A 26,455-nucleotide genomic window follows, 5' to 3' on the forward strand; every position below is an offset into this window, starting at 1 on the left:
CCTGCGCACCCGGCCATACCCATCCTCCGCGCAGCGTCAGCCGCGCTGGCCATGCTCGCCCTCGCCGGCTGCATCACGCCGGTCGATTACGGCAAGATTCGCCATGCCGACTATGTCGCCGACCCGCGCTGCTCCGCGCAGCCCGGTGCGATCGTCGATGGCGAAGCGCTGCCGCTGTTCTTCGTCACCAGCCGACTGCCCGATTGCCGCACCGCCGACATCCGCCTGCTCGCCTATCGCGGCGACCGGCTCCGCTACGGTCGTGCCGCGGCGCCGCGCCCGACCGAGATCGCGGGCAAGACGAAGCTGCGCGCGCCGATTGCCTTTCAGGACGAGGGTGACTGGTGGAAGAGCTTGCAGGCCGAGACCGACCGGCGGCAGGGCCGCGTCCTCCTTTATGTCCACGGCTACCGCGAGACGTTCGAAACGACGACGAAAGACGCCGCGCAGATCGCACGCATGACGGGCTTCGACGGGCCCGTCGTCGAATATAGCTGGCCCTCGCAGGGCGAAGTGCTCGGCTACGCGGTCGACGAAACCAACATGTATCACGATGTGAACAATTTCCGGGACTTCCTGCGCGGCCTTGCCGACAAGCCGTGGGTGAAGGAGATCGTCGTCGTGTCGCACTCGCTGGGCGCGCGGCTGGTGATCCCCGCGATCGCGTCGGCCGACCGCCTGTCACGGCGCGCCGACCGCACCGGCAATATCGCGACGATCATCCTCGCGTCGCCCGACATCGACCGCGAGACTTTCGAACGCGACATCGGCGGCGAATTGCTCGCGGCGGACCGCGTCGCGCTCGGCCGCCGCATCACCGTCTATGCCTCGCTGAAGGACAAGGCGCTCGCGATATCGCGCGCGGTGCACGGCTATCCGCGGCTGGGATCGCCCTATTGCTTCGATCCGTTCGCAGCGGCCGACCTCAAGGCGAAGGGGCTCCCCGAACGCTGCTACCCCGCCGCGGTCCCCGGGCTGACCGTCGTCGACACGACCGAAGTGTCGCAGGGATCGACCGGGCACAGCAATTTCCTGCGCAGCGCGGTCGCGTGCCGCGACTTCATCGACGCCATCGCGGGCAAGGAAAGCCGGCCGGAGCGCGTCGCGACGCATCTGGCGCATGTGTTCCGGCTGGTCCCCGACCCCGCCGACCCCAAGCCCGACCACGATCTGGCCTGCAGCCGGACGCCCGGCGACGAAGACGAGTGAGCGCGGACTTCAGAGGAAGCCGCACATGATCGCGACGTCGGTCAGCCAGACGACGGGGCCCTCGCCGCGCCAGATCCAGAGCCCGCCGATCGCGACCGCCGCGAACAGCGCGAGCGCGATGGCATCCTGTCGCTGAAGCTTCATGCAGGCTGCATCCGTTTGACCGGGGCGTCGGCGATCGGCAGGTGGACGAGCCCCGCGAACAGGCCGAGCGCGATCGCGAAACCCCAGGCGATATTGTAGCTGCCGGTGGCATCGAAGATCAGCCCCGCCATCCATGCGCCAAAGAAGCTGCCGACCTGATGGCTCAGAAAGACGATGCCGTAGAGCATCGAAAGATAGCGGATGCCGAAGATACGCCCGACGATGCCGCTGGTCAGCGGCACGGTGCCAAGCCAGAGAAACCCCATCGCGGCCGCGAAGACGAGCGCACTGGCATGGCTGAGCGGCAGGACAAGGAAGAGCGCAATCACCGCCGAGCGGGCCGTGTAGAGCGCCGAGAGTACATATTTCTGGCGCATCATGTCTCCCGCGCGGCCGAAGACATACGAACCGAGGATGTTGAACAGCCCGACCAGCGCGAGCACGTGCCCGCCGATCTGGGTCCCGAGCCCCTTGTCGTCGAGATAGGCGGGCAGATGTGTCGCAATGAACGCGATGTGGAAACCGCACACAAAGAAACCCGCGTTGAGCAACCAGTAGCCGCGGTGTGCGGCCGCTTCGCGCAGCGCGTCGCGCGCGCTCTGCTCGACCTCCTGCACGACGCCCGGCGCGCCGTCGGTCCGCCCCGCGACCCCGATCGCGAGCAATCCGCACAGCGCGACGAGCCCCGCCATGATCCACAGGGTCTGATGATAGCCGATGTCGCCGAGCAGCATCGACGCAAGCGGCACGACGAGGAATTGCCCGAGCGAGCCGCCCGCAGTGACGATGCCAAAGGCACCGCTGCGCTTTTCGGGGCTGACGACGCGCCCCACCGCGCCCAGCACGACGACGAAGGTCGTCGCCGACTGCGCCATGCCGATCAGCAAGCCGAAGCTGATGTGCAGCCCGAGCGCGTCGGTCGCCAGCGCCGCGCCGAGCAGCCCGAGCGCATAGAGCAGCGCCCCGGCAAGCACGATCCGTCCCGCGCCATGCTTGTCGGCAAGCGCGCCGACGAAGGGCTGGACCAGCCCGAACAGCAGGTTCTGGAGCGCCATCGCGAGCCCGAAGTCCGAGCGGCTGATCCCGATATCGACGCTCATCTGCGGCAGGAACAGCCCGAACGACTGGCGCACCCCCATCGCCAGCGTGACGATGAAGGCCGCACAGGCGATGACGATCCAGGGCTTTTTCATGGGGGAGAGCGCGGAAGAGTGCATCCGGCGCGGATGCGCCCGCCTTCCGTTCGCGTCAAGCGGGCACGGCATTCACGCCGCCGACGCCGTCTTTCATCACCACGGATCAGGTCCGGGGCGACGATTGGAGTAGCTCTTTCTTCCGCCGTCAAAGCTGGTTAGAGCCGACTCATGTCCGCCTCTTCTCCCCTCGACGATTTCAAGGCCGCGCTGTCGAGCGTCGCGCGCGCGGTGACGCGCGACAGCGAGGTCGAGGTCGGCTTCACCGCCGACGCCCCGGTCACGATCGGCAAGCAGATCAAGGTGCCGACCCCGTCGCGCACGCTACCGCGCGAGCAGGTCGCCGAAGCGCGCGGTTTCGCCGATGGCTATGCGCTGCGCATGAAGCACCACAGCGAGAAATTGCACGCCGCGGCGCGTCCGGGCGAGCCGCTCGCCGCTGCCGCGTTCGACGCGATGGAGCGCGCGCGCATCGAGGCACTGGGCGCGCGCAACATGGAAGGCATGCGCGCCAACCTGTCGGCGAGCCTCGCGATGCGGATGCGGTCGGACCCGATCACGCGCGCGCAGAACCGCGACGACGTCCCGGTGTCGAGCGCGCTCGAACTGCTGCTGCGCGAAGCGCTGACCGGCGAAGCCCCGCCGCAGGGGACCGAGACCGGCCTGTCGCTGGTGCGCGAATGGATCAGCAAGGACGCCGGGGGCGACATCACCGCGCTGTCGATGCTGCTCGACGATCAGGCCGCCTTTGCCGAGACCGCCAAGCTTGCGCTCCGTCACCTCGACCTGATCCATGGCGACGAGCCGATGGAGGAAGGCGCCGAGGACAATGGCGAGGATGACCAGAGCGAGGCCGAGGAATCGCCCGAGGAGCAGGAGAGCGAGGACGGCGGCGCCGGCGAATCGCAGGCTGACGCGCGCGCCGAAATGGCGGGCGACCAGGCCGACGACGGCGACAGCGACCCCGACGCGCAGGAGATGGAAGCCGACGGCGAGCCCGAAATGGGCGGCGAAGGCGACGAGGGCATGCTGCCCGTGCGGCCCAACCGCCTGCCGAGCGACATCCCCGATTTCAACTATATCCGCTTCACCGAAAAGCATGACGAGATCATCGCCGCGACCGAGCTTTGCGACGCCGACGAGCTGACCCGGCTGCGCGCCTATCTCGACCAGCAGATGACGCATTTGCAGGGCGCGGTGACCAAGCTCGCCAACCGCCTCCAGCGCCGCCTGATGGCGCAGCAGAACCGCGCGTGGGATTTCGACCAGGAGGAAGGCCAGCTCGACGCCGCCCGCCTCGCGCGCGTCATCGTTTCGCCCGGCAGTTCGCTGTCGTACAAGATCGAACGCGACACCGATTTCCGCGACACCGTCGTCACCCTGCTGATCGACAATTCGGGGTCGATGCGCGGGCGCCCGATCAGCATCGCGGCGATCAGCGCCGACATCCTCGCGCGTACGCTCGAACGCTGCGGCGTGAAGACCGAGATCCTCGGCTTCACGACGCGAACCTGGAAGGGCGGGCAGAGCCGCGAGGACTGGCTCGCCGCGGGGCGCCCGCCGCACCCCGGCCGCCTCAACGACCTGCGCCACATCATCTACAAACCCGCCGACGAACCCTATCGCCGCGCACGCAAGTCGCTCGGGCTGATGATGCGCGAAGGGCTGCTCAAGGAGAATATCGACGGCGAGGCGCTGATGTGGGCGCACCAGCGGATCATCAACCGCCCCGAGGAACGCCGCATCCTGATGGTGATCAGCGACGGCGCGCCGGTCGACGATTCGACGCTGTCGGTAAATCACGGCGCCTATCTCGACCAGCATCTGCGCCAGGTCATCGAATGGATCGAGAACCGCTCGCCGGTCGAACTGTGCGCGATCGGCATCGGCCATGACGTGACGCGCTATTACAGCCGCGCGGTGACGATCATGGACGCCGAACAGCTGGGCGGTACGATGGTCGAGCAGCTCGCGGGGCTCTTCGACATCGATTGAACCGCCGGCGCCCTAGCGAAGCGCCGTATACGCGCAGGCAAGCACGACAAGCAGCGCGATGCGCATCGCCCATCGGACCGGCGTGTCCGTTTCGGGATTGGGCATGAGCCAATCGACCAGCGTCAGCAGCAAGGTTTGATACATCGGAACGCCTCCTTCGCGCGGCGACAATGAACATTGCCGATTAAGAAACGGAGAATATCGGGGCCATCCCAAGCGGAAAGGCCCGGCGGCGCCAAGGCAAGGCGGATCGATCACCTCGCCACGCCCCCCGTGACAACCCCTTTCCCCCTCGTTACAACCGCTTCCCGGTGCAGCAGGGACTCGCGGATTTACGACGAGCGCCGCGGTGCCGGAACTGTGCTGGGGGTCGCCGGCACGACCAGGGGCCGCATCATCCGATGCGAGGCTGAGGGGGCGACTGTCACATGAAAAAAGCATCCGACCTGTTCATCGACTGCCTCGAGGAAGAGGGCGTCGAATATATTTTCGGCGTTCCCGGCGAGGAGAATCTCGACTTTCTCGACAGCCTGTCGCGATCGACCAAGATCAAGCTGATCCTGACCCGCCACGAACAGGGCGCGGGTTTCATGGCCGCCACTTACGGGCGCCACACCGGCAAGACCGGCGTCTGCCTCGCGACGCTCGGCCCCGGCGCGACCAACTTCGTCACCGCGGCCGCCTATGCGCAATTGGGCGGCATGCCGATGATGATGATCACCGGGCAAAAGCCGATCAAGAAGTCGAAACAGGGCCGCTTCCAGATCCTCGACGTCGTCGCGATGATGGGGCCGATCACCAAATATACGCACCAGATGGCGTCGTCGGACAATATCCCGAGCCGCGTGCGCGAGGCGTTCCGTCTGGCCGAGGAAGAAAAGCCCGGCGCGGTGCATATCGAGCTGCCCGAGGACATCGCCGACGAACATACCGACAGCCTGCCGCTGAAACGCAGCCACAGCCGCCGCCCCAACGCCGACGTCAAGTCGATCCGCGAGGCGGTGAAGGCGCTCGAGGAGGCGACGTCGCCCGTACTCGTCATCGGTGCGGGCGCGAACCGCACGATGACCAGCCGCATGCTGCTGCAATTCATCGAAAAGACCGGCATTCCCTTCCTCACCACCCAGCTCGGCAAGGGGGTGATCGACGAGCGCCACCCGAAATTCCTCGGCTGTGCCGCGCTGTCGGCGGGCGATTTCGTCCACCGCGCGGTCGAGGCGTCGGACTGCATCGTCAACCTTGGCCATGACGTGATCGAAAAGCCCCCCTTCTTCATGAAGCAGGGCGGGCCGAAGGTGATCCATGTGTCGAGCAAGACCGCCGAGGTCGACCCGGTCTATTTTCCCGATATCGAGGTGATCGGCGACATCGCCAATGCGGTGTGGCAGATGAAGGAGGATATCGTCCCCAACGGCGGATGGAAGTTCGACCATCTGCTCGCCTATCGCCAGGCCGAGGTCGAGCACACGGCGCCGCTGGCAAAGGACGAACGCTTCCCGATCTTTCCGCCGCATCTGGTGCAGTCGATCCGCGACGCGATGCCCGACGACGGCATCATCTGTCTCGACAATGGCGTCTACAAGATATGGTTCGCGCGCGGTTATACCGCCTATCGCCCCAACACCGTTCTGCTCGACAATGCGCTCGCGACGATGGGTGCGGGGCTGCCCAGCGCGATGATGTCGGCGATGATCTATCCCGACCGCAAGGTCATGGCGATCTGCGGCGACGGCGGTTTCATGATGAACAGCCAGGAGATGGAGACCGCGGTGCGCCTCGGGCTCAACCTCACCGTGCTGATCCTCAACGACAACAGCTATGGCATGATCCGCTGGAAACAGGCGAACATGGGGTTCAAGGACTGGGGCCTGACCTATGGCAACCCCGATTTCGTCAAATATGCCGAAAGCTATGGTGCCAAGGGCTATCGCGTCGAAAGGGCGGCGCACCTCAAGGAGCTTCTCGCCCATACGCGCGATACGCCGGGGGTGCACCTGATCGACTGCCCGGTCGACTATTCGGAGAATGACCAGATTCTGAATATCGACATCAAGAAGCTGTCGAAGGAGTTGTAGGGTCGTGTTGACCGCTCCTGGGTCCCCGCTTTCGCGGGGATGACATGAAGCAGCGTCCGTCTGTCATCCCCGCGAAAGCGGGGACCCAGGAGTCGAATGAACCAGACCTATCATGTCTATATCCTCGCCAGCGCGCGCAACGGCACACTCTATACGGGTGTAACGGGTGATTTGGCTCAGCGGATGTGGCAGCATCGGAACGGTAAAGGCGCGAAATTTGCTTCGAAATACGGTGTGCATCGATTGGTCCATGCCGAAGCTTTTACCAACGTGAACGACGCCATCGCGCGCGAAAAAGCCATCAAGAAATGGCGGCGGGCGTGGAAACTGGAATTGATCGAGCGTGGCAATCCGCAGTGGCTCGATCTGTACGATCGACTGAACGGTTAAGGCCGCTCCTGGGTCCCCGCTTTCGCGGGGATGACAGCTTTGGCGAGTATTGGAGAAGCTGAATGAAACTCAAGGACGTCTACCCGCTCTACCTCAACAACAAGGCGGTGCAGCCGAACACCGATCTTGAGGTGATCGACAAATATACCGGCGAGGTCGCGTTCCGCACCGCGCTTGCCACCCCCGACGTCATCGACGAGGCTATCGCGGGCGCCGTGCGCGCGGCCGAGCCGATGGCGCGGCTGGCGAGCTTCGAGAAGCGCGACGTGCTCAACCATTGCGTCGCGCGCTTCCAGGAGCGCGCCGACGAACTCGCTTATGCGCTGTGCGTCGAGGCGGGCAAGCCGATCGCCGACAGCGAGGGCGAGGTCAGCCGCCTGATCGACACCTTCCGCATCGCCGCCGAGGAAGCGGTGCGCAATTACGGCGAGATTCAGCCGCTCGACATTTCGGCCCGCGCCAAGGGCTATATGGGAATGTGGAAGCGCGTGCCGATCGGCCCGTGCAGCTTCATCTCGCCGTTCAACTTCCCGCTCAACCTCGCCGCGCACAAGATCGCCCCGGCGATCGCGATCGGCTGCCCCTTCGTGATGAAGCCCGCCTCGATGACCCCGCTGGGCGCGATCATCATGGGCGAGGTGCTTGCCGAATGCGATATCCTGCCCGAGGGCGCGTTCAGCATCCTGCCCGCGAGCCGCGACGGCGCCGACCTGTTCACCACCGACGAGCGCCTCAAATTGCTCTCCTTCACCGGCTCGCCGGGCGTCGGCTGGGATTTGAAGGCAAAGGCGGGCAAGAAGAAGGTCGTGCTCGAACTCGGCGGCAACGCCGCGGTCGTCGTCGACAAGGACGCGGACCTCGACCATGCGCTCGCGCGGATCATCTTCGGCGGCTACTACCAGTCGGGGCAAAGCTGCATCCACGTCCAGCGCGTGATCATCCACGAGGACATCTACGAGACCTTCCGCGATCGGCTCACCGCGAAGGTCAAGACGCTGAAATCGGGCGATCCCAAGCTTCGCGACACCTTCATCGGCCCGATGATCTCGGCCAAGGAAGCTGCACGGCTGAAAGGATGGATCGACGCCGCGGTCGCCGCGGGCGCGACCCTGCTCGCGGGCGGCGGCTGCGCGGGCAATATGCTCGAAGCCGCACTGCTCGAAAATGTGCCCGCCGATGCCGATGTGGTGGTCGAGGAAGCCTTCGGCCCGGTCGTGGTGCTGTCGAAATTCTCGAAATGGGAAGAGGCACTTGCGGAGGTCAACGACAGCAAGTTCGGCCTCCAGGCCGGACTCTTCACCAGCGACCTGCACAAGGTGCTCGAGGCGTGGGACCATCTCGACGTCGGCGGCATCGTCGTCAACGACGTATCGAGCTACCGCGTCGACAACATGCCTTATGGCGGGGTCAAGGACAGCGGGCTCGGCCGCGAAGGCGTGCGCTTCGCGATCGAGGATATGAGCGAGATCCGCAATCTGGTGATAAGGCGCATTTGATCCTCCCTGCGGCGAAGCCGTGGGGAGGGGGACCGCTCGCGAAGCGAGCGGTGGAGGGGCCAGCCAGGTCCGCGCCTTCGCCCCTCCGTCAGCGCTTCGCGCTGCCACCTCCCCATCGCTACGCGACAGGGAGGATCGGGAAGGCCGTCACCAAACCGCCGCGAAACTTTCTCCGAACTGTCGCGACTTCGCTTTGCGCGCTGTAACAAAACTCCTGTCTAGCCCGTGGGCAGCCAAGGCTGCCACCGGAGTGAGACATGGCATCGATCTCGACCCTGCCCATCCCCGCCCGTTTTCCCGATCCCTTTACCACCGACCCCCATATTCCCGAGCGCATCATCGGCGAGCGGCGGAGCTATCGCAGCGTGTGGGTCAGCGATATCCATCTCGGCACGCGCGGGTGCAACGCCCCGCTGCTGATCGACTTCTTCGACCATGTCGATTGCGAGACGCTTTACCTCGTCGGCGACATCATCGACGGCTGGCGACTCAAAAAGCGCCATTTCTGGCCACCCGAGCATAATGACGTCGTGTGGCGCGTGCTCAAGCGCGCCAAGCGCGGAACGCGCGTCGTCTATGTTCCCGGCAATCATGACGAGATGGTCAAGCCGTTCGATGGCTTCGATTTCGGCGGGGTCGAAATCCGCCGCGAGGCGATCCACGAAACCGCGGACGGGCGCAAATTGCTGGTCGTGCATGGCGACGAATTCGACGCGGTGATGCTCGCGCACCGCTGGCTCGCCTTCGTCGGCGACGCTGCCTACACCGCGCTGATGAAGATGAATGTGGTGGTCAACGCCATCCGCAGCCGTTTCGGCCTGCCCTATTGGTCCCTGTCGATGGTCGCCAAGCACAAGGTCAAGAACGCCGTCCAGTTCATCGGCCGCTACGAAGAAGTCGTCGCGCATGCCGCGCGCTCGCGCGGGGTCGACGGCGTGGTGTGCGGCCATATCCACAGCGCCGAGATGCGCAAAATCGACGGCGTCGACTATTATAACGACGGCGACTGGGTCGAAGGCTGCACCGCGCTGGTCGAGCATCACGACGGCCGGATGGAAATCCTGCATTGGGCGCAGGAAGTCGCGGCCCGCAACGCACCGACCCCGCTCGCGCTGCCGGCGGCGGCCAAGGCCGCCTGATGAGGATCCTGATCGTTAGCGACGCCTGGGAACCGCAGGTCAACGGGGTCGTTCGCACCTTGCAGGCGACCATCGCCGAACTGCGCACCGCGGGGCATGTCGTCGGCATCGTCTCGCCCGACCTGTTCCGCTCGATCCCCTGCCCCTCCTACCCCGAAATCCGGCTCGCGCTCGCCGGCTGGCGCCGCGTCGGACGCCACATCCGCGCCTTCGCTCCGCAGGCGATCCACATCTCGACCGAGGGACCGCTGGGGATGGCCGCGCGCCGCTGGTGCCTGCGCAACAATTTCCCCTTCACCACCGCCTATCACACGCGCTTTCCCGATTATGTCGCGGCGCGCCTTCCCGTCTCGCCCGGCTTCGTCTGGCGCTTCATTCGCTGGTTCCACCGCCCCGCGCGGCACATCATGGTCGCGACGCGCAGCCTGATGCGCGAGCTCGCCGAGCAGGGCCTCGACCAGACGATGATGTGGGAGCGCGGGGTCGACCACGCGCTGTTCCGCCCCGACCGTGCGCCGCACCCGGCCTATGCCGGCCTCGCGCGGCCGATCCAGCTCTATGTCGGCCGCGTCGCGGTCGAAAAGAATATCGAGGCTTTCCTCGACACCGCACAGAGCGGAACCAGGGTGATCGTCGGCGACGGCCCCGCGCTCGCCGACCTGCGCGCGCGCTATCCGGGCAGCCTCTTTCTCGGCAAGCTCGGCGGCGAAGCGCTCGCCGCGGCCTTCGCCGGCGCGGACGTCTTCGTCTTCCCCAGCAAGACCGACACCTTCGGGCTGGTGGTGATCGAGGCGCTGGCGTGCGGCACCCCGGTCGCAGCCTATCCGGTGCCGGGACCCGGCGACATCGTCCGCGATGGAGCGGGCGCGCTCGACGACGATCTGGACACGGCGATCACGAACGCGATCGCGTGCGACCGCAGCGCGGCAGCGGCGCTCGGCGCGCGCTATCACTGGGCAGGATGCACCGCGCAATTCGTCAAGGCGCTGACCTTCGTGCCGGCCGAGCCGGCGGGCGAGCTCCCCGCCGGCGCCGCGAGCGTCGCTGCCTAGAACGCCTTGCGCCACTCGAGTTCGACATAGCGCCCGAGCGGGTCGATATAGCCCGGCTGGTAGTTGAACGGCACGCGGCCGTTCGCATCGGTGATCCGGCGCTGCGCGTCGAAGAGATTGTCGACCGACAGGCGCAAGCGCGAGTCCTTGAGGAAAGGCAGCTTTTCGATCAGCTTGGCCTTCTGGTTGAAGTCCATGAAGAAGCGCAGGTTGAAGGTCGCAAGGTCGCCGAACTTCAGGTCGCCGGCGCTGCCGCCGGTGACGGTGCTGCCGCTGTCATACTTCGCGCTGAGCCGAACCCCCATGCCCTTGTTGAACAGACCGCCGTCGAGTTCGAACAGATGGCGGTTGCTGCCGCCGTTGTTGCCCGTCGCCGAGCCGTTCAGGAGATCGAGTTCGGGGACGCCGGGGCGGATCAGCACTTTGTCGGTGAGCTTGATCGTGTGGTAGAACGACACCTGCCAGCGCCCGCCCTGCGGTCCGCCGAACATCCCGCCGGGACCGCCTCGGCCGCCGCGACCACCACCCATCCGCGGACCGCCACCGGGGCCGCGTCCGCCGGCACCGGGACCGCCCGGAGCAGCCCCCTCCTGCCGCGCGCCCTCGGCCGGCGGAGGACCGCCCTCGCCGCCCGGCGCGCGTGCAGCGCCCGCACCTTCGGGGCGACCGCCACCCGTACGCCCACCCGCGCCCGGACCACCCTGAGCTTGCTGACCAAAGCTCTTGCCGAAGTTGAAGCCCCAGCGAATTTGCGAATTTTCGCTGCGATCGAAATTGACCGGCCGCTGATCAAGCGCGATCAGCACGCCGTCGATGTCGCGCGTCACGCGGTCGGGGAAGGCCGCCTCGATCTCGGGGGTCAGCAACGGAAAGCTGTTGGCGGTGTCGTAGCTCTTGTTGCTGTTGTAGTTGATCGAGACATTCAACCCCTCAAGCATCGGCGGCGACCAGTTGAGCCCCAGCTTGAGGTCGCGGCGTTGCTCGGCGAGCAGCAGGGGATTACCCCCCGTCGTCGTCTCGATCTGTACCGTCTGGCCGGTGCGGAAATCGTAATAGGTCACCGCAGGGGTCACCAGCGGCGCGGCACCCAGCTGCTGGATGCCCGGCGCGGCCTCGTCATTGTTGAAGCTCGCAATCAGCGACAAATTGTCGGTGACGCCCCAGTTGAGGTTCGCGCCCCAGCTCTTGAGCGCCGCGAAATCGCTCGGGTCCTGATACTGGCCGCTCAGCGTCAGCGACACGCGGCCGATCTTGCCCACCTCATATTCAGGGTCGAGCAGCGGAACGGTCAGCGAGCCGAACACGCCGGGCAGGTCGCGCGCCAGATCGGTCGTCGTGATTCCGCGAGCATTGTCCGACCGGCTGTCGAAGCGCAGCCCTGAATAGCTCGCGGTCGCCGACAGGCGGATCGGCCCCGCCCAGCCCTCGGTGACGGTGCCCGAAAGGTTGCCGCTGCCGCCGAAGGTCTGCTGGCTGCTGTCGAAGCGGTCGCGGGCCGCCGCCGCCGTGTTGCGGTCGGTCAGCGTCCGCTGGTCCGCGTCGGCATAATTGCCCGACAGCGACCAGCGCCAGTCGCCGAGCATGCCGTTGACGCTGGCGGTCGCCGCAAGGTTGCGGCTGCGGCCATCGCGTTTGAGCGGATCGGTCACATCGTTCAGGCGCGGGCCGAGCAGCGAGAGCGAGTCGGTCTGGTCGAACCGGACGTTGAGCGAAGCGTCGGTCAGCTTGTTGAGGCTGCGCTGGATCGTCGCGTCGACCTTATACTCGTCGGTCGCGGCGAGCAGGCTGCGCGCGGGGGCTTCGTCCGCCTGATTGGTGAGGGGATCATAGTCGAGATCGCGCTCATCCTCGCGCAGCATCGTCTTGTGCTCCCAGCCGCCGTTGAGGTTGAAGCGTCCCTTGTCGCCGATCATCAGGAAGCTCGGTTCGATCTCGCTCTGGAAACGTCCGCCCTGCGTCGGAATGCCGCCCTCGGCCTCGATCGCGACCTGGCGGAAGTTGGGCTTGAGCACGAGGTTGACGACGCGCTCGTCGGCCGAATAGCCATATTGCAGCGCGACTTCCTCGGGGAAAATCTCGACCTTGGCGATCGCTTCGGGCGGCAGGTTGCGAACCTCGCCGAAGCCGCCCACGCGGCGCCCGTTGACGAGGATGATCGGCCGCCCGCCGCCGCGTCCGCGCCCCGAGCGCGTCTGCGGCGCGAGCGCGGTGAGCAGTTCCTCGACGTTCGACACGCCGTAACTGGCGATCGCCGCCTCGTCGAGTTCGGCCTCGGCCGCGAAATCGGTGTCGAGCTGGCCGGCGAGCCGCGGCGCGGTGACGACGATTTCCTCGCCGTCGATATCGTCATAATCCTCTTCGGGTACAGCGACGCGATCATCGGCAGGCTGGCCGGCCATCGCGGTCACAGAGACCGCCGGGGCCGCGGTTTCCGCGATCGCCGGCGCCGCCAGCGATGCGCCCGCCGCGAGCAGCGCGGCACGAACCGAAAGGGAGGAAGGGCGGTAGGACATCGGGAGAGGCGCTTTCTGTTCTGTCTCCGGTTCTTTTGACCGGGTCGGGCTGAACCCGCGCTGACACGCAGCGGTTATGGCCGTTCAGCTAGGCGGCGTTTGTCGCAACAATATGGCAAGGCCACCGAAGTTCCACGAACGGGCCATATCGACCGCTGGACAGCGGCGGCGCGCCTCTTTATCGGCCAGCCATGCCGATTCCCGACACTGCTCCCGCCCCCAAAGCCGAAACCGGCGAATCCATCCTGATCGTCGATTTCGGATCGCAGGTGACCCAGTTGATCGCCCGCCGCGTCCGCGAAGCGGGGGTCTACAGCGAGATCGTCCCCTTCAGCGCCGCCGAAGCCGCGCTCGAACGCATGCAGCCCAAGGGCGTTATCCTGTCGGGCTCGCCCGCGTCGGTCCCCGCCGCCGGCAGCCCCCGCGCCCCGCAGTCCGTCTTCGACAGCGGCCTGCCGATCCTCGGCATCTGCTACGGCCAGCAGGTGATGAGCCAGCAGCTCGGCGGACAGGTCGAGCCCGGCGGCGCCGATGGCGAACGCGACGGCGAATTCGGCCGCGCCTTCCTGACCGTCACCGAGCCTTGCGTCCTGTTCGACGGCCTGTGGGAGGTCGGCGAGCGTCATCAGGTGTGGATGAGCCATGGCGACCGCGTCACGCAATTCGCGCCCGGCTTCCGCATCGTCGCGATCAGCGACGGCGCGCCCTTCGCGCTGATCGCCGACGATGAGCGCCGCTATTACGGTACGCAGTTTCATCCCGAGGTCGTGCACACCCCCGACGGCGCAAAGCTGATCGCCAATTTCGTCCGCCACGTCTGCGGCTGCTCGGGCGACTGGACGATGGCCGAGTTCCGCGCCACCAAGATCGCCGAAATCCGCGCGCAGGTCGGCGACCAGCGCGTGCTGTGCGGCCTGTCGGGCGGGGTCGACAGCGCGGTCGCCGCGGTACTGATCCACGAAGCGATCGGCGAACAGCTCACCTGCGTCTTCGTCGACCACGGCCTCCTCCGCATGAACGAGCGCGAGCAGGTCGAACGCCTGTTCCGCGACCACTACAACATCCCGCTCGTCGTCGTCGACGCCGAGGAACGCTTCATGGCGGGGCTCGCGGGGGTCACCGACCCCGAAAAGAAGCGCAAGTTCATCGGCGCCGAATTCATCAACGTGTTCGAGGAAGAAGCGAAGAAGATCGGCGGCGCCGACTTCCTCGCGCAGGGCACGCTCTACCCCGACGTGATCGAATCGGTTTCCTTCACCGGCGGGCCGAGCGTGACGATCAAGAGCCACCACAATGTCGGCGGCCTTCCCGAGCGGATGAACATGAAGCTCGTCGAACCCCTGCGCGAACTGTTCAAGGACGAGGTCCGCCTGCTCGGCAAGGAACTCGGCCTTCCCGACATCTTCGTCGGTCGCCACCCCTTCCCCGGCCCCGGCCTCGCGATCCGCATTCCGGGCGAAGTCAGCAAGGACCGCTGCGACATATTGCGCAAGGCCGACGCGGTGTACCTCGAGGAGATCCGCAACGCGGGCCTCTATGATGCAATCTGGCAAGCTTTCGCGGTGCTGCTCCCGGTCAAGACCGTCGGGGTAATGGGCGACGGGCGCACCTACGACCATGTCTGCGCGCTGCGCGCCGTCACCTCGACCGACGGCATGACCGCCGACATCTACCCCTTCGACGCGAGCTTCCTCAGCCGCTGCGCGACGCGCATCATCAACGAGGTACAGGGTATCAATCGTGTCGTTTATGACTATACGTCAAAACCGCCGGGCACGATCGAGTGGGAATAGCCGGCACATAGCGCATGTTGGGGCGAGTTCGGGGGCGGGCTCGCCGCAATAATGGGGGGGACCAATCATGCTGCTGCTTCGCGGCCACAATCTGCTGTTTCTCAAACCCCGAAAGGTCGCGGGGACATCTTTCGAAATCGCCTTGTCCAAATTCGCCGATGCCGGCGACGTCGTCACGCCGATCATGATGGTCGACGAAGCGATCCGATCGCGGCTCGGCTTTTGCGGCCCGCAAAATTATCGCTGGTCGTATGTGGAAGGGCTGCTCCGCGCGCCACGCGAAACGCTGCTGGCGATCCGGCTGAAGGAAGAAGCCCGCAAATTCTATAATCATATTTCCGCTGCCGACGCGAAGGCCCGTGTCGGCGACGCCGATTGGAATGCGTGCCGCAAGGTTTCGATCGTGCGCAATCCGTACGACATGGTCGTGTCTTCCTATTTCTGGCGCCAGCGAAACCGGCAGGAACTTGAGCCTTTCGAAACCTGGTGCCTGGCGAACGAGGCGGTGCTGACCCAGAACAAGGCGCAATACCGGATCGACGACCGCAATGTCATCGACACCTATATCCGCTTCGAACATTTCGCCGAGGATATCGCGGCGCTCGAAGCCGAGATGCCCGGACTGGCAGGGCTGAGCGAGTGTTTCGCCCGAATCACGACCAAGAACGGAACGCGACCGAAGAACAGCAGCGCACAGCAATTGTTCGGCGAATCGGACAAGGCCCGCCGTCTGGTCGAACGGTTGAATGCGGACGAACTGGAAATCTTCGGCTACACTCTTTGACCGCATGATCGCTGGCAGGAGTGATATGGCATGAACAAGCCCGAGCGAATCGACGTTACAGCCTCCGGCGGCTGCCAGTGCGGCGCGGTGCGTTATCGCGCGAGCGCGATGCTCGACACGTCGCATATCTGCCATTGCCGGATGTGCCAGAAGGCGGCGGGCAATTTCTTCATCGCGCTGATCGGCATTCCAAAGGACGCGCTCATCTGGACGCGCGGCACCCCCGCGACCTTCAGAAGCTCGGAGCATGTCGAGCGCGGTTTCTGCCGGGCCTGCGGCACCCCGCTCTATTATGATTATGCCGGCAGCCGGCACCTCAGCGTCACGACGGGCTCGCTCGACAATCCGGGGGCCTTCCCGCCGCGGGTCCAGTTCGGCACCGAAGGGCGCATGCCGTGGTTCGACGCGCTTCCCGCGCTGACCGAAGAGGGCACGACCGAAGAGACGATGAGCGACCTCGTCGACGCGATCCGTGCCACCAATCACCAGCACCCCGATCACGACACCGAAAGTTGGCCCGAATGACCCCCACCGCCACCATCCTCCTCCTCGGCTCGGGCGAACTCGGCCGCGAGTTCGTCACTTCGGCGAAGCGGCTCGGTTGCCGGGTGATCGCGTGCGACAGTTATGAAGGCGCGCCCGCAATGCAGGTCGCCGACGCTTTCGAGGTCTTCTCGATGCTCGACGGCGAAGCGCTGCGCGGGGCGATCGCGAAACACCGGCCCGACCATATCGTCCCCGAGGTCGAGGCGATCCGCACCGAAATCCTGGCCGAGGTCGAAGCCGAAGGCTTCCATGTCGTTCCCTCGGCGCGCGCCGCGCAACTGACGATGAACCGCGACGCGATCCGCGACCTCGCGGCGAGCGAATTGGGGCTCGCTACCTCGACCTTCGAATATGCGACCAGCCGCGAGGAACTCGACGACGCCGCCGCGCGCATCGGTTTCCCGCTCGTCGTCAAGCCAGTCATGTCGTCGTCGGGCAAGGGGCAGAGCACGGTCAGGGGCGCAGATGAAATCGCCGCCGCGTGGGACTATGCCGCCGCCGGCATGCGTGGCGATCGCCTCCGCGTGATCGCCGAGGCGTTCATCGATTTCGACTATGAAATCACGCTGCTCACCATACGCCACAAGGGTGGCGTTTCCTTCTGTCCGCCGATCGGTCATCGCCAGGAGCGCGGTGACTATCGCGAAAGCTGGCAGCCTGCGGCGATGTCGGCGGCCGCACTCGCCAGCGCGCAGGACATGGCCACCAGGGTCGTTGACGCGCTCGGCGGCCACGGCATCTTCGGCGTCGAGTTTTTCGTGAAGGGCGACGCGGTGATCTTTTCCGAACTGTCACCGCGCCCACACGACACCGGGATGGTAACGCTGATTTCGCAGTCGCTGTCCGAGTTCGACCTCCACGCGCGCGCGATTCTCGGCCTGCCGATCCCCGCCATCAACGTTCCGCAGGCGAGCGCGAGCGCGGTGCTGCTCGCCGACCGCGACGCGAGCGACTTCGCGATCACGGGCCTTGCCGAGGCGCTGACCCCGCCCGACGGCGACACCGCGGTCGACGCCCGCATTTTCGGCAAGCCCGTCACCCGCCCGTACCGCCGCATGGGTGTCGCACTCGCGAAGGTCGCAGGCGGCACCACCGACGATGCACGCAAGGCGGCGGTTGAGGCCGCAGCAAAGCTCGTAATCGACTATCGATGAGCCTGACGGTCCGCCGCCTCGGCTCCGCGGACATCGGGGCGATGCGCGACCTCAACGCGCTCTACGCCGACGCCTTCGAGGATCATGAGACCTATCGCCGCGACACGCCTGACGACGCCTGGCTCGCGCACCAGCTTGGCCGCGAGACGATCATCCTGCTTGTCGCCGAAAGCGAAGGGGCGATCATCGGCGGACTTACTGCCTATGAACTGCCCAAGCTCGAGGCGGCGCGACGCGAAATCTATCTCTATGACCTCGCCGTCGCCGAAACGCATCGCCGCCGCGGCGTTGCGACCGCGCTGATCGCCGAGCTCCAGCATATCGCCGCCGACACCGGCTCCTGGGCGGTGTTCGTGCAGGCCGACTATGTCGATCCGCCCGCGATCGCGCTCTACACCAAGCTCGGTGTGCGCGAGGAGGTGCTCCATTTCGACCTGCCGCCGAAGCCGCGTGGCTAGGCCGCCTGCCACTCGCCTGCTACACCCCGCGCCATGTCCGAAAAGAATCATCTCTATCTGGTCGATGGCTCCAGCTACATCTTCCGCGCCTATCACCGCCTGCCGCCGCTGACGAACCCGCAGGGCGTGCCCGTCGGTGCGGTCTACGGCTATACGACGATGCTGTGGAAGCTGGCGAAGGACCTCAACGATGCCGAGGATCCGACGCACCTTGCGGTGATCCTCGATCATTCGAGCCAGTCGTTCCGCAACGAAATCTATGACCAGTACAAGGCAAACCGCCCCGAGCCGCCCGAGGACCTGCGCCCGCAATTCCCGCTGATCCGCGACGCGACGCGCGCCTTTTCGCTGCCCTGCATCGAGATGGAGGGTTTCGAGGCCGACGACCTGATCGCCAGCTATACCGAGGCCGCGGTCGCAGCGGGCTGGGACGTCACGATCGTCAGCAGCGACAAGGATCTGATGCAGCTGATCCGCGAACCCGCGGACGGCCCGCACGTCGACATGCTCGACACGATGAAGAATGTCCGGCTGGGCCTCGACGCGGTCAACGAGAAGTTCGGGGTCCCCCCCGATCTGGTCGGCGACGTGCTCGCGCTGATGGGCGACAGCGTCGACAATGTCCCCGGCGTGCGCGGGGTCGGACCGAAAACGGCGACCAAGCTGATCACCGAATATGGCGACCTCGAAAAGGCGCTGGCGGGCGCCGAGACGATGAAGGCGTCGAAGCTGCGCGAAAATCTGATCGAGCATGCCGACATGGCCCGGCTGTCGCGCATCCTGGTCGAGCTCAAGCGCGACTGCCCGCTGCCCGACGCGCTCGACGATCTGAAGCTGGGCGCGATCCCGCCCGCACCGCTCAAGGCCTTCCTCGACGAGCATGGCTTCCGCTCGCTGTCAGCCAAGCTCGACAATGGCGCGACGCCGGGCGGTCCGCCGACATTGCCGCGCGCCGGCGCGGCACCGGCGCCTGCAACACCCCCCGCGCCGTCGACCCCGGCGCTGCCCGCATGGTCCGCAATCGACCGTTCGCTTTACGAAACCGTCACCACGGTCGAAGCGCTCGACCGCTGGATCGCCGAAGCGAAGGCCGCGCATGTCGTCGCGGTCGATACCGAGACCGCGAGCCTCGACAGCGTCACCGGCACCCTCGTCGGGGTCAGCCTGTCGACCGGCGCGGGCAAGGCCTGCTACATTCCGCTCGGCCATGGCGGCACCGACATGTTCGCCGAAAAACCCGAACAGATCGCGTTGGCCGACGCGCTCGACCGCCTGCGCGCGCTGTTCGCCGACGATGCGGTGCTCAAGGTCGGGCACAATCTGAAATATGACATCGGGGTTCTCGCACAGCACGACATCACGATCGCGCCCTATGACGATACGCTCGTGATGAGCTTCGCGCTCGACGCCGGCAAGCACCAGCACGGGCTCGACGAGCTGGCCAAGCTCCACCTCGACCATGCCTGCCTGTCGTTCAAGGAGGTATGCGGCACCGGCAAGTCGCAGATCAGCTTCGCCGAAGTTCCGCTCGACCGCGCGACGCAATATGCGGCCGAGGATGCGGAAGTCGCATGGCGGTTGTGGAAGCTCTTGAAGCTCCGCCTGCCGCTCGAAGGCGGCACGCGTGTCTACGAGATGGTCGACCGCCCGCTCGTCGCGACGATCGAGACGATGGAACGCGCGGGGATCATGGTGAACCGCGACTATCTGGCGCGACTGTCGGGCGAGTTCGCGAACGAGATGCTGCGCATCGAAGGCGAGATCCACGAACTGGCGGGCCAGCCCTTCGCGATCGGCAGCCCCAAGCAGCTCGGCGAGATATTGTTCGACAAGCTGGGACTGAAAGGGGGGCGCAAGGGCAAGTCGGGCGACTGGTCGACCGATCAGAACGAACTCGAACGGCTCGAACGCGACGGCGTGCCGATCGCGCGCAAGATATTGGAATGGCGCCAGCTCGCCAAGCTCAAGTCGACCTACACCGACGCGCTCCAGCAACAGATCAATGCGAAGACCGGCCGCGTCCACACCAGCTACAGCCTCGTCGGCGCACAGACCGGACGGCTGTCGTCGACCGATCCCAACCTTCAGAATATCCCGATCCGCACCGAAACCGCGCGCCAGATCCGCGACGCTTTCATCGCCGCACCGGGGCATGTGCTGATCGCCGCCGACTACAGCCAGATCGAACTGCGTCTCGCCGCGCACATGGCCGACGTCCCCGAACTCAAGGAAGCCTTTGCGCAGGGGCAGGATATTCACGCCGCGACCGCGATCGAGCTGTTCGGCGAGGTCAACCGCGACACCCGCGCCAAGGCGAAGACGGTCAATTTCTCGATCCTCTACGGCATCTCGCGCTGGGGCCTCGCGGGCCGGCTCGAAGTCACTCCCGACGAGGCGCAGGCACTGATCAGCCGCTATTTCGAGCGCTTTCCGGGCATCAGCGACTATATTACGGACACGCTCGAGCGCGCGCGCGCGACGGGTTATACCGAGACCCTGTTCGGCCGGAAGACCTGGTTCCCGCGCATCAAGGCGCCGAACCAGAACGAGCGCGCGGGCAGCGAGCGCGCCGCGATCAACGCCCCGATCCAGGGTACCAGCGCCGACCTGATCAAGCGCGCGATGGCGCGCATGCCGAAGGCACTGGAGGAAGCCGGCCTCGCCGAGGTGAAGATGCTGCTCCAGGTTCATGACGAACTCGTGTTCGAGGCACCCGAAGGCAAGGCCGCGGCGGCGGGCGACGTCATCCGCCGCGTGATGATGGGCGCCGCCGAACCGGTGCTGACGCTGTCGGTCCCGCTCGAGGTCGAGATCGGCACCGGCAAGAGCTGGGGCGAAGCGCATTGATATCCGCGAACTTTCGTTGATCCGGCGCGGAGGTCGGTGCATGTCGGACCAATGTCGCGCAGCGACTCTTGAGGGCTATTCGGGGGCAGGATGATCGTCGGTATCGATTTGGGAACGACCAACAGCGCGGCGGCACTTTTTGAAAATGGTGAAACGAGGCTGATCCCCAATGCGCTGGGCGACCTGCTGACCCCCTCGGCGGTCGCGATCCTGCCCGACGGGACGACGCTGGTCGGCAAGCCCGCGCTCAACCATTGGGCGCTCAAGCCCGCCGAGGCGATCACCAGCTTCAAGCGCTTCATCGGCACGAACAAGACGATCAAGATCGGCCGTTTCTCGTTCCGCGCCGAGGATCTTTCGGCAATCGTGCTGAGCAGCCTGAAAGAGGATATCGAGGCCGCGACCGGGCAGGAGGTGACCGAGGCGGTCATCACCGTCCCCGCCTATTTCAACGACAAGCAACGCAAGGCGACGCGCCGCGCGGGCGAACTCGCGGGCCTCAAGGTCGCGCGCCTGCTCAACGAACCGACCGCCGCGGCGCTCGCCTTTGGCATCGCCGACAAGGAGGATCGCGAACCCTTCCTCGTCTTCGACCTCGGCGGCGGCACCTTCGACGTGTCGATCGTCGAGATGTTCGACGCGATCGTCGAGGTGCGCGCCTCGTCGGGCGACAACCGGCTCGGCGGCGACGATTTTACCGATGCGATCGTCGCCCACTGGACCGAGCGCCATGAATTTCCCACCGATGTGCGCAGCAACCTGCTCCAGGCACGACTGTTCCAGGCCGCCGACAGCGCGCGGCGCATGCTCACCGACCGGGATGAAGCCACGGTCGCGCTGACCGTCGGCGAGCGTCAGTTCGACCTGTCGATCGATGCCGCAACCTTCGAAAAGCTCGCCGAGCCGCTGCTCGTCCGGCTGCGCGATCCGATCCTGCGCTCGCTGCGCGACAGCGATTTGCGGATCGAGGCGCTGAGCGACATCGTGCTCGTCGGCGGCGCGACGCGCATGCCGATCATCCGCAAGGCGATCACCAAGATGTTCGGACGCTTTCCGAACCATGTCGTCCACCCCGACCATGCGGTGGCGATCGGCGCCGCGATCCAGGCGGGGCTGGTCGCGCGCAACGCCGCGCTCGACGAAGTACGGCTCACCGACATCTGCCCCTTCACCCTGGGGGTCGAGGTCACCGAATATGACAGCCACGGCCGCCTGCGCAGCGGGCTGTTCTCGCCGATCATCAGCCGCAACAGCCCGACCCCGATCAGCCGCACCAACAATTATGCGTCGATGTCGGACAACCAGACGCACATCAAACTGAACATCTACCAGGGCGAATCGCGCGAGGTCGCTAACAACATCCTGCTCGGGACGATGGAATTTCCGATCCCCAAAAAGCCCGCGGGACAGGTGTCGATCGACTGCCGCTTCACCTACGACACCTCGGGCCTGCTCGACGTCGACGTGACCATCCCCGAAACCGGCGAGACCCGGTCGATGCTGATCAGCGACGATGCCGAAGCGTTGACCGCCGAGCAGCTCGCGGCGCGGCGCGAACAGCTCGCCGCGCTCAAGACGCACCCGCGCGACGCCGCCGAGAACCAATATGTGCTCGGCTGGGCGGCGCGCCTCTACGAGGATTTCATCGACGAGCGGCGCGAGCATATCGCGCGCATGCTGCTCGACTTCGAGGGCGTGATCGAAACGCAGGACCCGCGCGCGATCGAAAAGGCGCGCGAGGCGTTCAGCGCGGCGCTCGGCGAGCTTGAAAGGGACTACCGCCTGTGAGCGGCCTGCACTGGCCGTGGCCGATCCTCGGCATCGCACCGACCGACGACCGCAAGACCATCCGCGAGGCCTATGCCCGGCTGCTGAAAGCGCTCGACCCCGACGCCGCGACCGAGGCGTTCATGGAATTGCGCGACGCGCGCGATGCCGCGCTGTCGGGGCATTTCCTGCATCCGCCGCAGCTGGCAGACGACGAGACGCAGGCCGACGATTTCGGCCTGGGCGACCCGCTCGACGGCGACGCCGCGCCGCCGCCTCCCGCGCCGGGCCCTGAGGAAAAGCCCCGGTTCACGGTCGACTACAACGACGAGGACGAGCAGTGTTTCCAGCGCATGGTCGAGCTTTTCACGGGCGAAGGCGAGATGGCTCCGTCGCAGGTCGAGGAATTGCACGCGCACCTCGACGCGCTGCTCGCCGACGAACGCATGGCCGACCTCGGCCATTATGCGCGCGTGGAGACGTGGCTCGCGCAGTTGCTCGCCGAGCGCTACCCGCGCGGCGCAGCGTTGTTTCCGCGCATCGCCGAGCATTTCCAGTGGAGTGCCCGCGCCCACGAACTGGGTATTCATCCCGCAATCCCCTGGCTGTTCAACGCGCACGAAGGGCACAGCCTCGTGCGCGAGCTCGGCACGCCGGGCCACGCCTATCATCGCGAGTGGATCGAACTCGCGCGCGGCAAGCCCAAGGGCCCGCTGTGGCTGCGCGCGGTCGACAAGCAGCGGATGGGAAACCTGATCGCGACGATCCGCCGCGACTATCCCTGGCTCGAACAGGAACATTGGCAGTCCGACCTCGTCGCGCGCTGGGAAAAGAAGACAGCGAACGGCGGCGTCAGCGGCCCCAATCCCTGGGTGTGGTTGGTACTGGTCGCGATCTTCTTCGCCATGCTGCCGCGGATGCTCGACGGTGGCGCATCGACGGGCATCGACCGTCAGGCGGCGGCCGTTGCCGAAAAACAGCAGGCCGATGATGCGGTCGCCGCCTTTGTCGCGAGCCGCTTTCCCGGCGCCGCCGCCGATGGACGCACCCCGGAAACGCTCAAGCAGAAGAGCCCCCACATGTACGACACGCTGGGCAGGGCCGGGGCACGCTTTGCCGATTCCGCCGAACCCCGCGACCGCGCGATGATGCGCGAGATCACCGACACCTATTATTACATCATCGACAAGCTGCCGTACGAGCAACAGGTCGCCGATGCCCGATTCCGGGTCGGGATGATCAAGACGCTGAAGAAGGATGCGCCGGCCTGCGCCGCATTCACCAATAATCCGCGCTCCTACCTCCGACAGGGCAACAATGCGGACACTGTCCCGGCAGACTATGGCTATCGCATGTTTTCGGTGGTCCACGACGAATATGACGGCCGCGAATGGCCGCTCGTTTCGGACAAGGCCGATATTTCGGGCGCGCTGATCGGCAAGCTGATCAAGCGATCGGGACTACCCGAGGCGCGCGTGCGCGCCGCACTGTCATCGGACAGCCCGCCCGATGCCGACCGCTGCGCCGTGGTTGGCAGTCTGCTGGAACTGATGACCGAGGTTCCTGCGGCCGAAGCGCGCAAGATATTGCCGGTCCTGCTGTAACCCCTACGATGCCGCCATGATGATTCCCGCCCTGTTGTTGACAATCCTTGCGGCCGATCCGGTGATCCCCCCCGCGGTGCCCCCGGCCCCGCCGCCCGTCGTCGTTACCCTGCCCGCGGTTGCGGCCGCCCCCGCGGCCATCCCCGACGAGGATATCCGGCTGTTTGCCGCGATCGCGGGGCGCAAGGTTGCGGGGCGGCCCGTCGGCGGCCCCTACCCGACCGCCGACAAGATCCTGCTGCTGGTCCGCGACAGCCGGGGCAATCCCGACATCGGCGCGAGCCTTGCGATCCCGGTGCGCCAGTCGCTCCCCGCTCCGCCGGACGGCACGCTCGCGGTCGTACGGCTGCACCAGCGCACCGAAACCGTCGTCCCCGGCCCGACCGCCGACGACTTCGCCTTCGTCGCCGCGAACCGTCTGCCGCTGTTCGTCATCGGCGAATGGGCGCGCCCGGCCCCGATGTGGGAAATCGTCTGGCTCGACGGCGCGGTGCGCCACCGGACCGTCGGCGAAGTCGGTGAGATCGGTCCCTGGCGCGACTGACCGCACCCGGCGCCCTTTCGCCGCCTGCGAAAAGCGCCTATGGCCGCTCCGTGACGTCTGGCTGACACAGATGTGACAGCTCTCGACGAAAGGCCGATATGAGCAGCAACCCCCGGCAGGCGACACCCCCTGTCCGCATCCAGCAGAATATCCTCGCGCGCCGCGAACGCCGCTTGCTCGACTGGCTCTGCGCGCGCCTGCCGATGTGGGTCACCCCCGACCAGCTGACGACGCTCGGCTTCCTCGGCGCGGCGATGGTGGCGATGGGCTATATGCTGAGCTGGCTGAGCCCGGCGTGGCTCGCGCTGTCGATCACCGGCTATGTCGTCAACTGGTTCGGCGACTCGCTCGACGGCAGCCTTGCCCGTTGGCGGCGGATCGAGCGCCCCTCCTACGGCTATTTCGTCGACCACAGTGTCGACGGGCTCGCGATCCTGCTGATGGTCGGCGGCATCGGGCTCAGCCCCTATATGCGCTTCGACGTCGCGCTGATCGCGGTGATCGGCTACCTGCTGCTCGCGATCCACACCTTCCTCGCCGCCAAGGTCGTCGGCGAATTCCGCCTGTCCTATATGGCGGGCGGCCCGACCGAACTGCGGCTGATGCTGATCGCGATGACCGCGCTGATGCCGGTCGTCGGCGGCGCCGACGTCCGCGGCATCAATTTTTCGGCGTTCGACCTGTTCGGCCTGCTCGTCTCGAGCATTCTCGTCACGCTGTTCGTGACGCAGAGCTTCACGACCGCGCGCCAGCTCGCGCACCGACGCGACTGATTTGCGCGATCGCCGTCGTCAGCCGCGTACGCGCGCCTGGCGATAGGTGCCGAGCAGCCGCAGCGACTTGGTCTGGAAATCGAGCTCTTCGAGCGCCCGGTCGATATGTTCCTCGCCGGGCGCACCGACGATGTCGGCATAAAAGGTCGTCGCGGCGAAGCTGCCGCCGACCTGATAGCTTTCGAGCTTGGTCATGTTGACGCCGTTGGTCGCAAAGCCGCCGAGCGCCTTGTAGAGCGCCGCGGGGATATTCTTCACCTCGAAGATGAACGTCGTCATCAGCGGTACGCCCTGCGGCAGTTCGGCCAGCGGCTCGCGCGCAAGCACGACAAAACGCGTCATATTGTGATCGGCGTCCTCCATGCCGGTGCCGTGCAGCGTCAGCCCGTAGAGATCGGCAGCGTGCGGCGGCGCGAGCGCGGCGAGCCCGACCTCGTCGCTGTCGGCGACCCACGCCGCGGCGCCCGCGGTGTCGCTGTGCGCGACGGGATCGATGTGATTGGCGCGCAGCCACTGACGGCACTGGCCGAGCGCCTGCTCGTGGCTCATCGCGCGCGTCACCGGGCCGAGATTGCGGCTCATCAGCCCGTAGCGGATGCGCAGGAAATGCTCGCCGACGATCGACAGGCCGGATTCGGGGAGCAGGAAATGGATGTCCGCGACGCGGCCGTGCAGGCTGTTCTCGATCGGGATGATCGCGCGGTCGACGCGCCCGTCGCGCACCGCCTCGATCGCATCCTCGAAGCTGTAGCAGGGAAGCGGCAGCGCATCGGGATCATATTCGCGCGCGGCAAGGTCGCTGTTCGCGCCGGGCGCGCCCTGAAAAGCCAGCCCGCGCGCGGGCTCGGCAAGCGCCGCCTCCTTCATCGTGTCGACCAGTCGCTGCGCCGATACCGTATAGCTGCCCATATCCGCCTTCCCGAAGTGCGCGGCGGCGCATAGCGGGGCACCGCATTTCACGCAACCGCGCGAAAGCCCT

The 26,455-nt window shown here is 66.1% G+C and carries 22 protein-coding genes; 17 read left to right on the top strand and 5 right to left on the bottom strand.

Annotation, left to right across the window (positions count from 1 at the left end):
- The first annotated feature begins 51 nt into the window (after positions 1–51).
- Complete coding sequence (locus EAO27_RS12170) at positions 52–1,209, top strand: alpha/beta hydrolase (protein WP_242769982.1); 1,158 nt, start codon at positions 52–54, stop codon at positions 1,207–1,209.
- Between the two features lie 9 nt (positions 1,210–1,218).
- Here EAO27_RS12170 and EAO27_RS20925 read toward each other — a convergent pair whose 3' ends face one another.
- Positions 1,219–1,353: a hypothetical protein gene (locus tag EAO27_RS20925; RefSeq protein ID WP_278190091.1), complete on the bottom strand. Its 135-nt coding sequence runs from the start codon at positions 1,351–1,353 to the stop codon at positions 1,219–1,221.
- Positions 1,350–2,546 carry an MFS transporter gene (locus EAO27_RS12175; protein WP_242769985.1) on the bottom strand — a complete coding sequence of 399 codons (1,197 nt, stop codon included), beginning with the start codon at positions 2,544–2,546 and terminating at the stop codon, positions 1,350–1,352. Before EAO27_RS12175 ends, EAO27_RS20925 begins: the two co-directional genes overlap by 4 nt.
- Before the next feature lie 171 nt (positions 2,547–2,717).
- On the opposite strand from EAO27_RS12175, the gene cobT reads away from it, so the two are divergent.
- Positions 2,718–4,541: a cobaltochelatase subunit CobT gene (gene cobT, locus EAO27_RS12180; protein WP_242769987.1), complete on the top strand. Its 1,824-nt coding sequence runs from the start codon at positions 2,718–2,720 to the stop codon at positions 4,539–4,541.
- A gap of 12 nt (positions 4,542–4,553) precedes the next feature.
- On the opposite strand, the gene EAO27_RS20930 is transcribed toward cobT, so the two are convergent.
- Entirely contained in the window at positions 4,554–4,685 is a 132-nt protein-coding gene (locus EAO27_RS20930; protein ID WP_278190092.1) for a hypothetical protein, read from the bottom strand.
- Positions 4,686–4,969: 284 nt separating this feature from the next.
- Here EAO27_RS20930 and EAO27_RS12185 point away from each other — a divergent pair, with 284 nt between their 5' ends.
- The 5 genes from EAO27_RS12185 to EAO27_RS12205 all read left to right on the top strand — a co-directional run bounded on the left by EAO27_RS12185 (position 4,970) and on the right by EAO27_RS12205 (position 10,693).
- Positions 4,970–6,616: an acetolactate synthase large subunit gene (locus EAO27_RS12185; RefSeq protein ID WP_242769989.1), complete on the top strand. Its 1,647-nt coding sequence runs from the start codon at positions 4,970–4,972 to the stop codon at positions 6,614–6,616.
- Between the two features lie 96 nt (positions 6,617–6,712).
- Positions 6,713–7,006: a GIY-YIG nuclease family protein gene (locus tag EAO27_RS12190; RefSeq protein WP_242769991.1), complete on the top strand. Its 294-nt coding sequence runs from the start codon at positions 6,713–6,715 to the stop codon at positions 7,004–7,006.
- Positions 7,007–7,068: 62 nt separating this feature from the next.
- Positions 7,069–8,502 (top strand): aldehyde dehydrogenase family protein, encoded by a 1,434-nt coding sequence (locus EAO27_RS12195; protein ID WP_242769993.1) that lies wholly within the window; start codon positions 7,069–7,071, stop codon positions 8,500–8,502.
- Positions 8,503–8,759: 257 nt separating this feature from the next.
- Positions 8,760–9,641, top strand: a complete 882-nt coding sequence (locus EAO27_RS12200; RefSeq protein ID WP_242769995.1) for a UDP-2,3-diacylglucosamine diphosphatase — start codon at positions 8,760–8,762, stop codon at positions 9,639–9,641.
- Entirely contained in the window at positions 9,641–10,693 is a 1,053-nt protein-coding gene (locus tag EAO27_RS12205; RefSeq protein ID WP_242769997.1) for a glycosyltransferase family 1 protein, read from the top strand. Before EAO27_RS12200 ends, EAO27_RS12205 begins: the two co-directional genes overlap by 1 nt.
- Here the strand turns inward: EAO27_RS12205 and EAO27_RS12210 are convergent.
- A complete protein-coding gene (locus EAO27_RS12210) occupies positions 10,690–13,206 on the bottom strand; it encodes a TonB-dependent receptor (protein ID WP_242770001.1) in 2,517 nt (838 codons plus the stop codon). The genes EAO27_RS12205 and EAO27_RS12210 overlap by 4 nt on opposite strands.
- 191 nt (positions 13,207–13,397) lie before the next feature.
- On the opposite strand from EAO27_RS12210, the gene guaA reads away from it, so the two are divergent.
- The 10 genes from guaA to EAO27_RS12260 all read left to right on the top strand — a co-directional run bounded on the left by guaA (position 13,398) and on the right by EAO27_RS12260 (position 25,476).
- On the top strand, positions 13,398–14,999 hold the full coding sequence (gene guaA, locus EAO27_RS12215; RefSeq protein ID WP_242770004.1) for a glutamine-hydrolyzing GMP synthase: 1,602 nt from the start codon (positions 13,398–13,400) through the stop codon (positions 14,997–14,999).
- 67 nt (positions 15,000–15,066) lie between these two features.
- A complete protein-coding gene (locus EAO27_RS12220) occupies positions 15,067–15,783 on the top strand; it encodes a sulfotransferase family protein (RefSeq protein WP_242770007.1) in 717 nt (238 codons plus the stop codon).
- A gap of 30 nt (positions 15,784–15,813) precedes the next feature.
- A complete protein-coding gene (locus EAO27_RS12225) occupies positions 15,814–16,308 on the top strand; it encodes a GFA family protein (RefSeq protein WP_242770011.1) in 495 nt (164 codons plus the stop codon).
- Entirely contained in the window at positions 16,305–17,483 is a 1,179-nt protein-coding gene (gene purT / locus EAO27_RS12230) for a formate-dependent phosphoribosylglycinamide formyltransferase (protein WP_242770013.1), read from the top strand. The genes EAO27_RS12225 and purT overlap by 4 nt, the downstream gene beginning before the upstream one ends.
- Complete coding sequence (locus tag EAO27_RS12235; protein ID WP_242770015.1) at positions 17,480–17,941, top strand: AAC(3)-I family aminoglycoside N-acetyltransferase; 462 nt, start codon at positions 17,480–17,482, stop codon at positions 17,939–17,941. The genes purT and EAO27_RS12235 overlap by 4 nt, the downstream gene beginning before the upstream one ends.
- Positions 17,942–17,974: 33 nt before the next feature.
- Positions 17,975–20,788 carry a DNA polymerase I gene (polA, locus tag EAO27_RS12240; protein ID WP_242770017.1) on the top strand — a complete coding sequence of 938 codons (2,814 nt, stop codon included), beginning with the start codon at positions 17,975–17,977 and terminating at the stop codon, positions 20,786–20,788.
- 90 nt (positions 20,789–20,878) lie between these two features.
- Positions 20,879–22,576 carry an Hsp70 family protein gene (locus EAO27_RS12245; protein WP_242770019.1) on the top strand — a complete coding sequence of 566 codons (1,698 nt, stop codon included), beginning with the start codon at positions 20,879–20,881 and terminating at the stop codon, positions 22,574–22,576.
- Positions 22,573–24,159, top strand: a complete 1,587-nt coding sequence (locus EAO27_RS12250) for a J domain-containing protein (protein WP_242770021.1) — start codon at positions 22,573–22,575, stop codon at positions 24,157–24,159. Before EAO27_RS12245 ends, EAO27_RS12250 begins: the two co-directional genes overlap by 4 nt.
- A 16-nt stretch (positions 24,160–24,175) precedes the next feature.
- The gene (locus tag EAO27_RS12255) at positions 24,176–24,703 is read left to right on the top strand and encodes a hypothetical protein (RefSeq protein ID WP_242770023.1); all 528 of its coding nucleotides are present in this window, start codon (positions 24,176–24,178) and stop codon (positions 24,701–24,703) included.
- A 98-nt stretch (positions 24,704–24,801) separates the two neighbouring features.
- Positions 24,802–25,476, top strand: a complete 675-nt coding sequence (locus EAO27_RS12260) for a CDP-alcohol phosphatidyltransferase family protein (protein WP_242770026.1) — start codon at positions 24,802–24,804, stop codon at positions 25,474–25,476.
- 18 nt (positions 25,477–25,494) lie between these two features.
- On the opposite strand, the gene EAO27_RS12265 is transcribed toward EAO27_RS12260, so the two are convergent.
- Positions 25,495–26,385 (bottom strand): prephenate dehydratase, encoded by an 891-nt coding sequence (locus tag EAO27_RS12265; RefSeq protein WP_242770029.1) that lies wholly within the window; start codon positions 26,383–26,385, stop codon positions 25,495–25,497.
- Positions 26,386–26,455 lie beyond the last annotated feature (70 nt).

This window comes from Sphingopyxis sp. YF1 (assembly GCF_022701295.1).
In the GTDB taxonomy this organism is placed as follows: Bacteria; Pseudomonadota; Alphaproteobacteria; order Sphingomonadales; family Sphingomonadaceae; genus Sphingopyxis.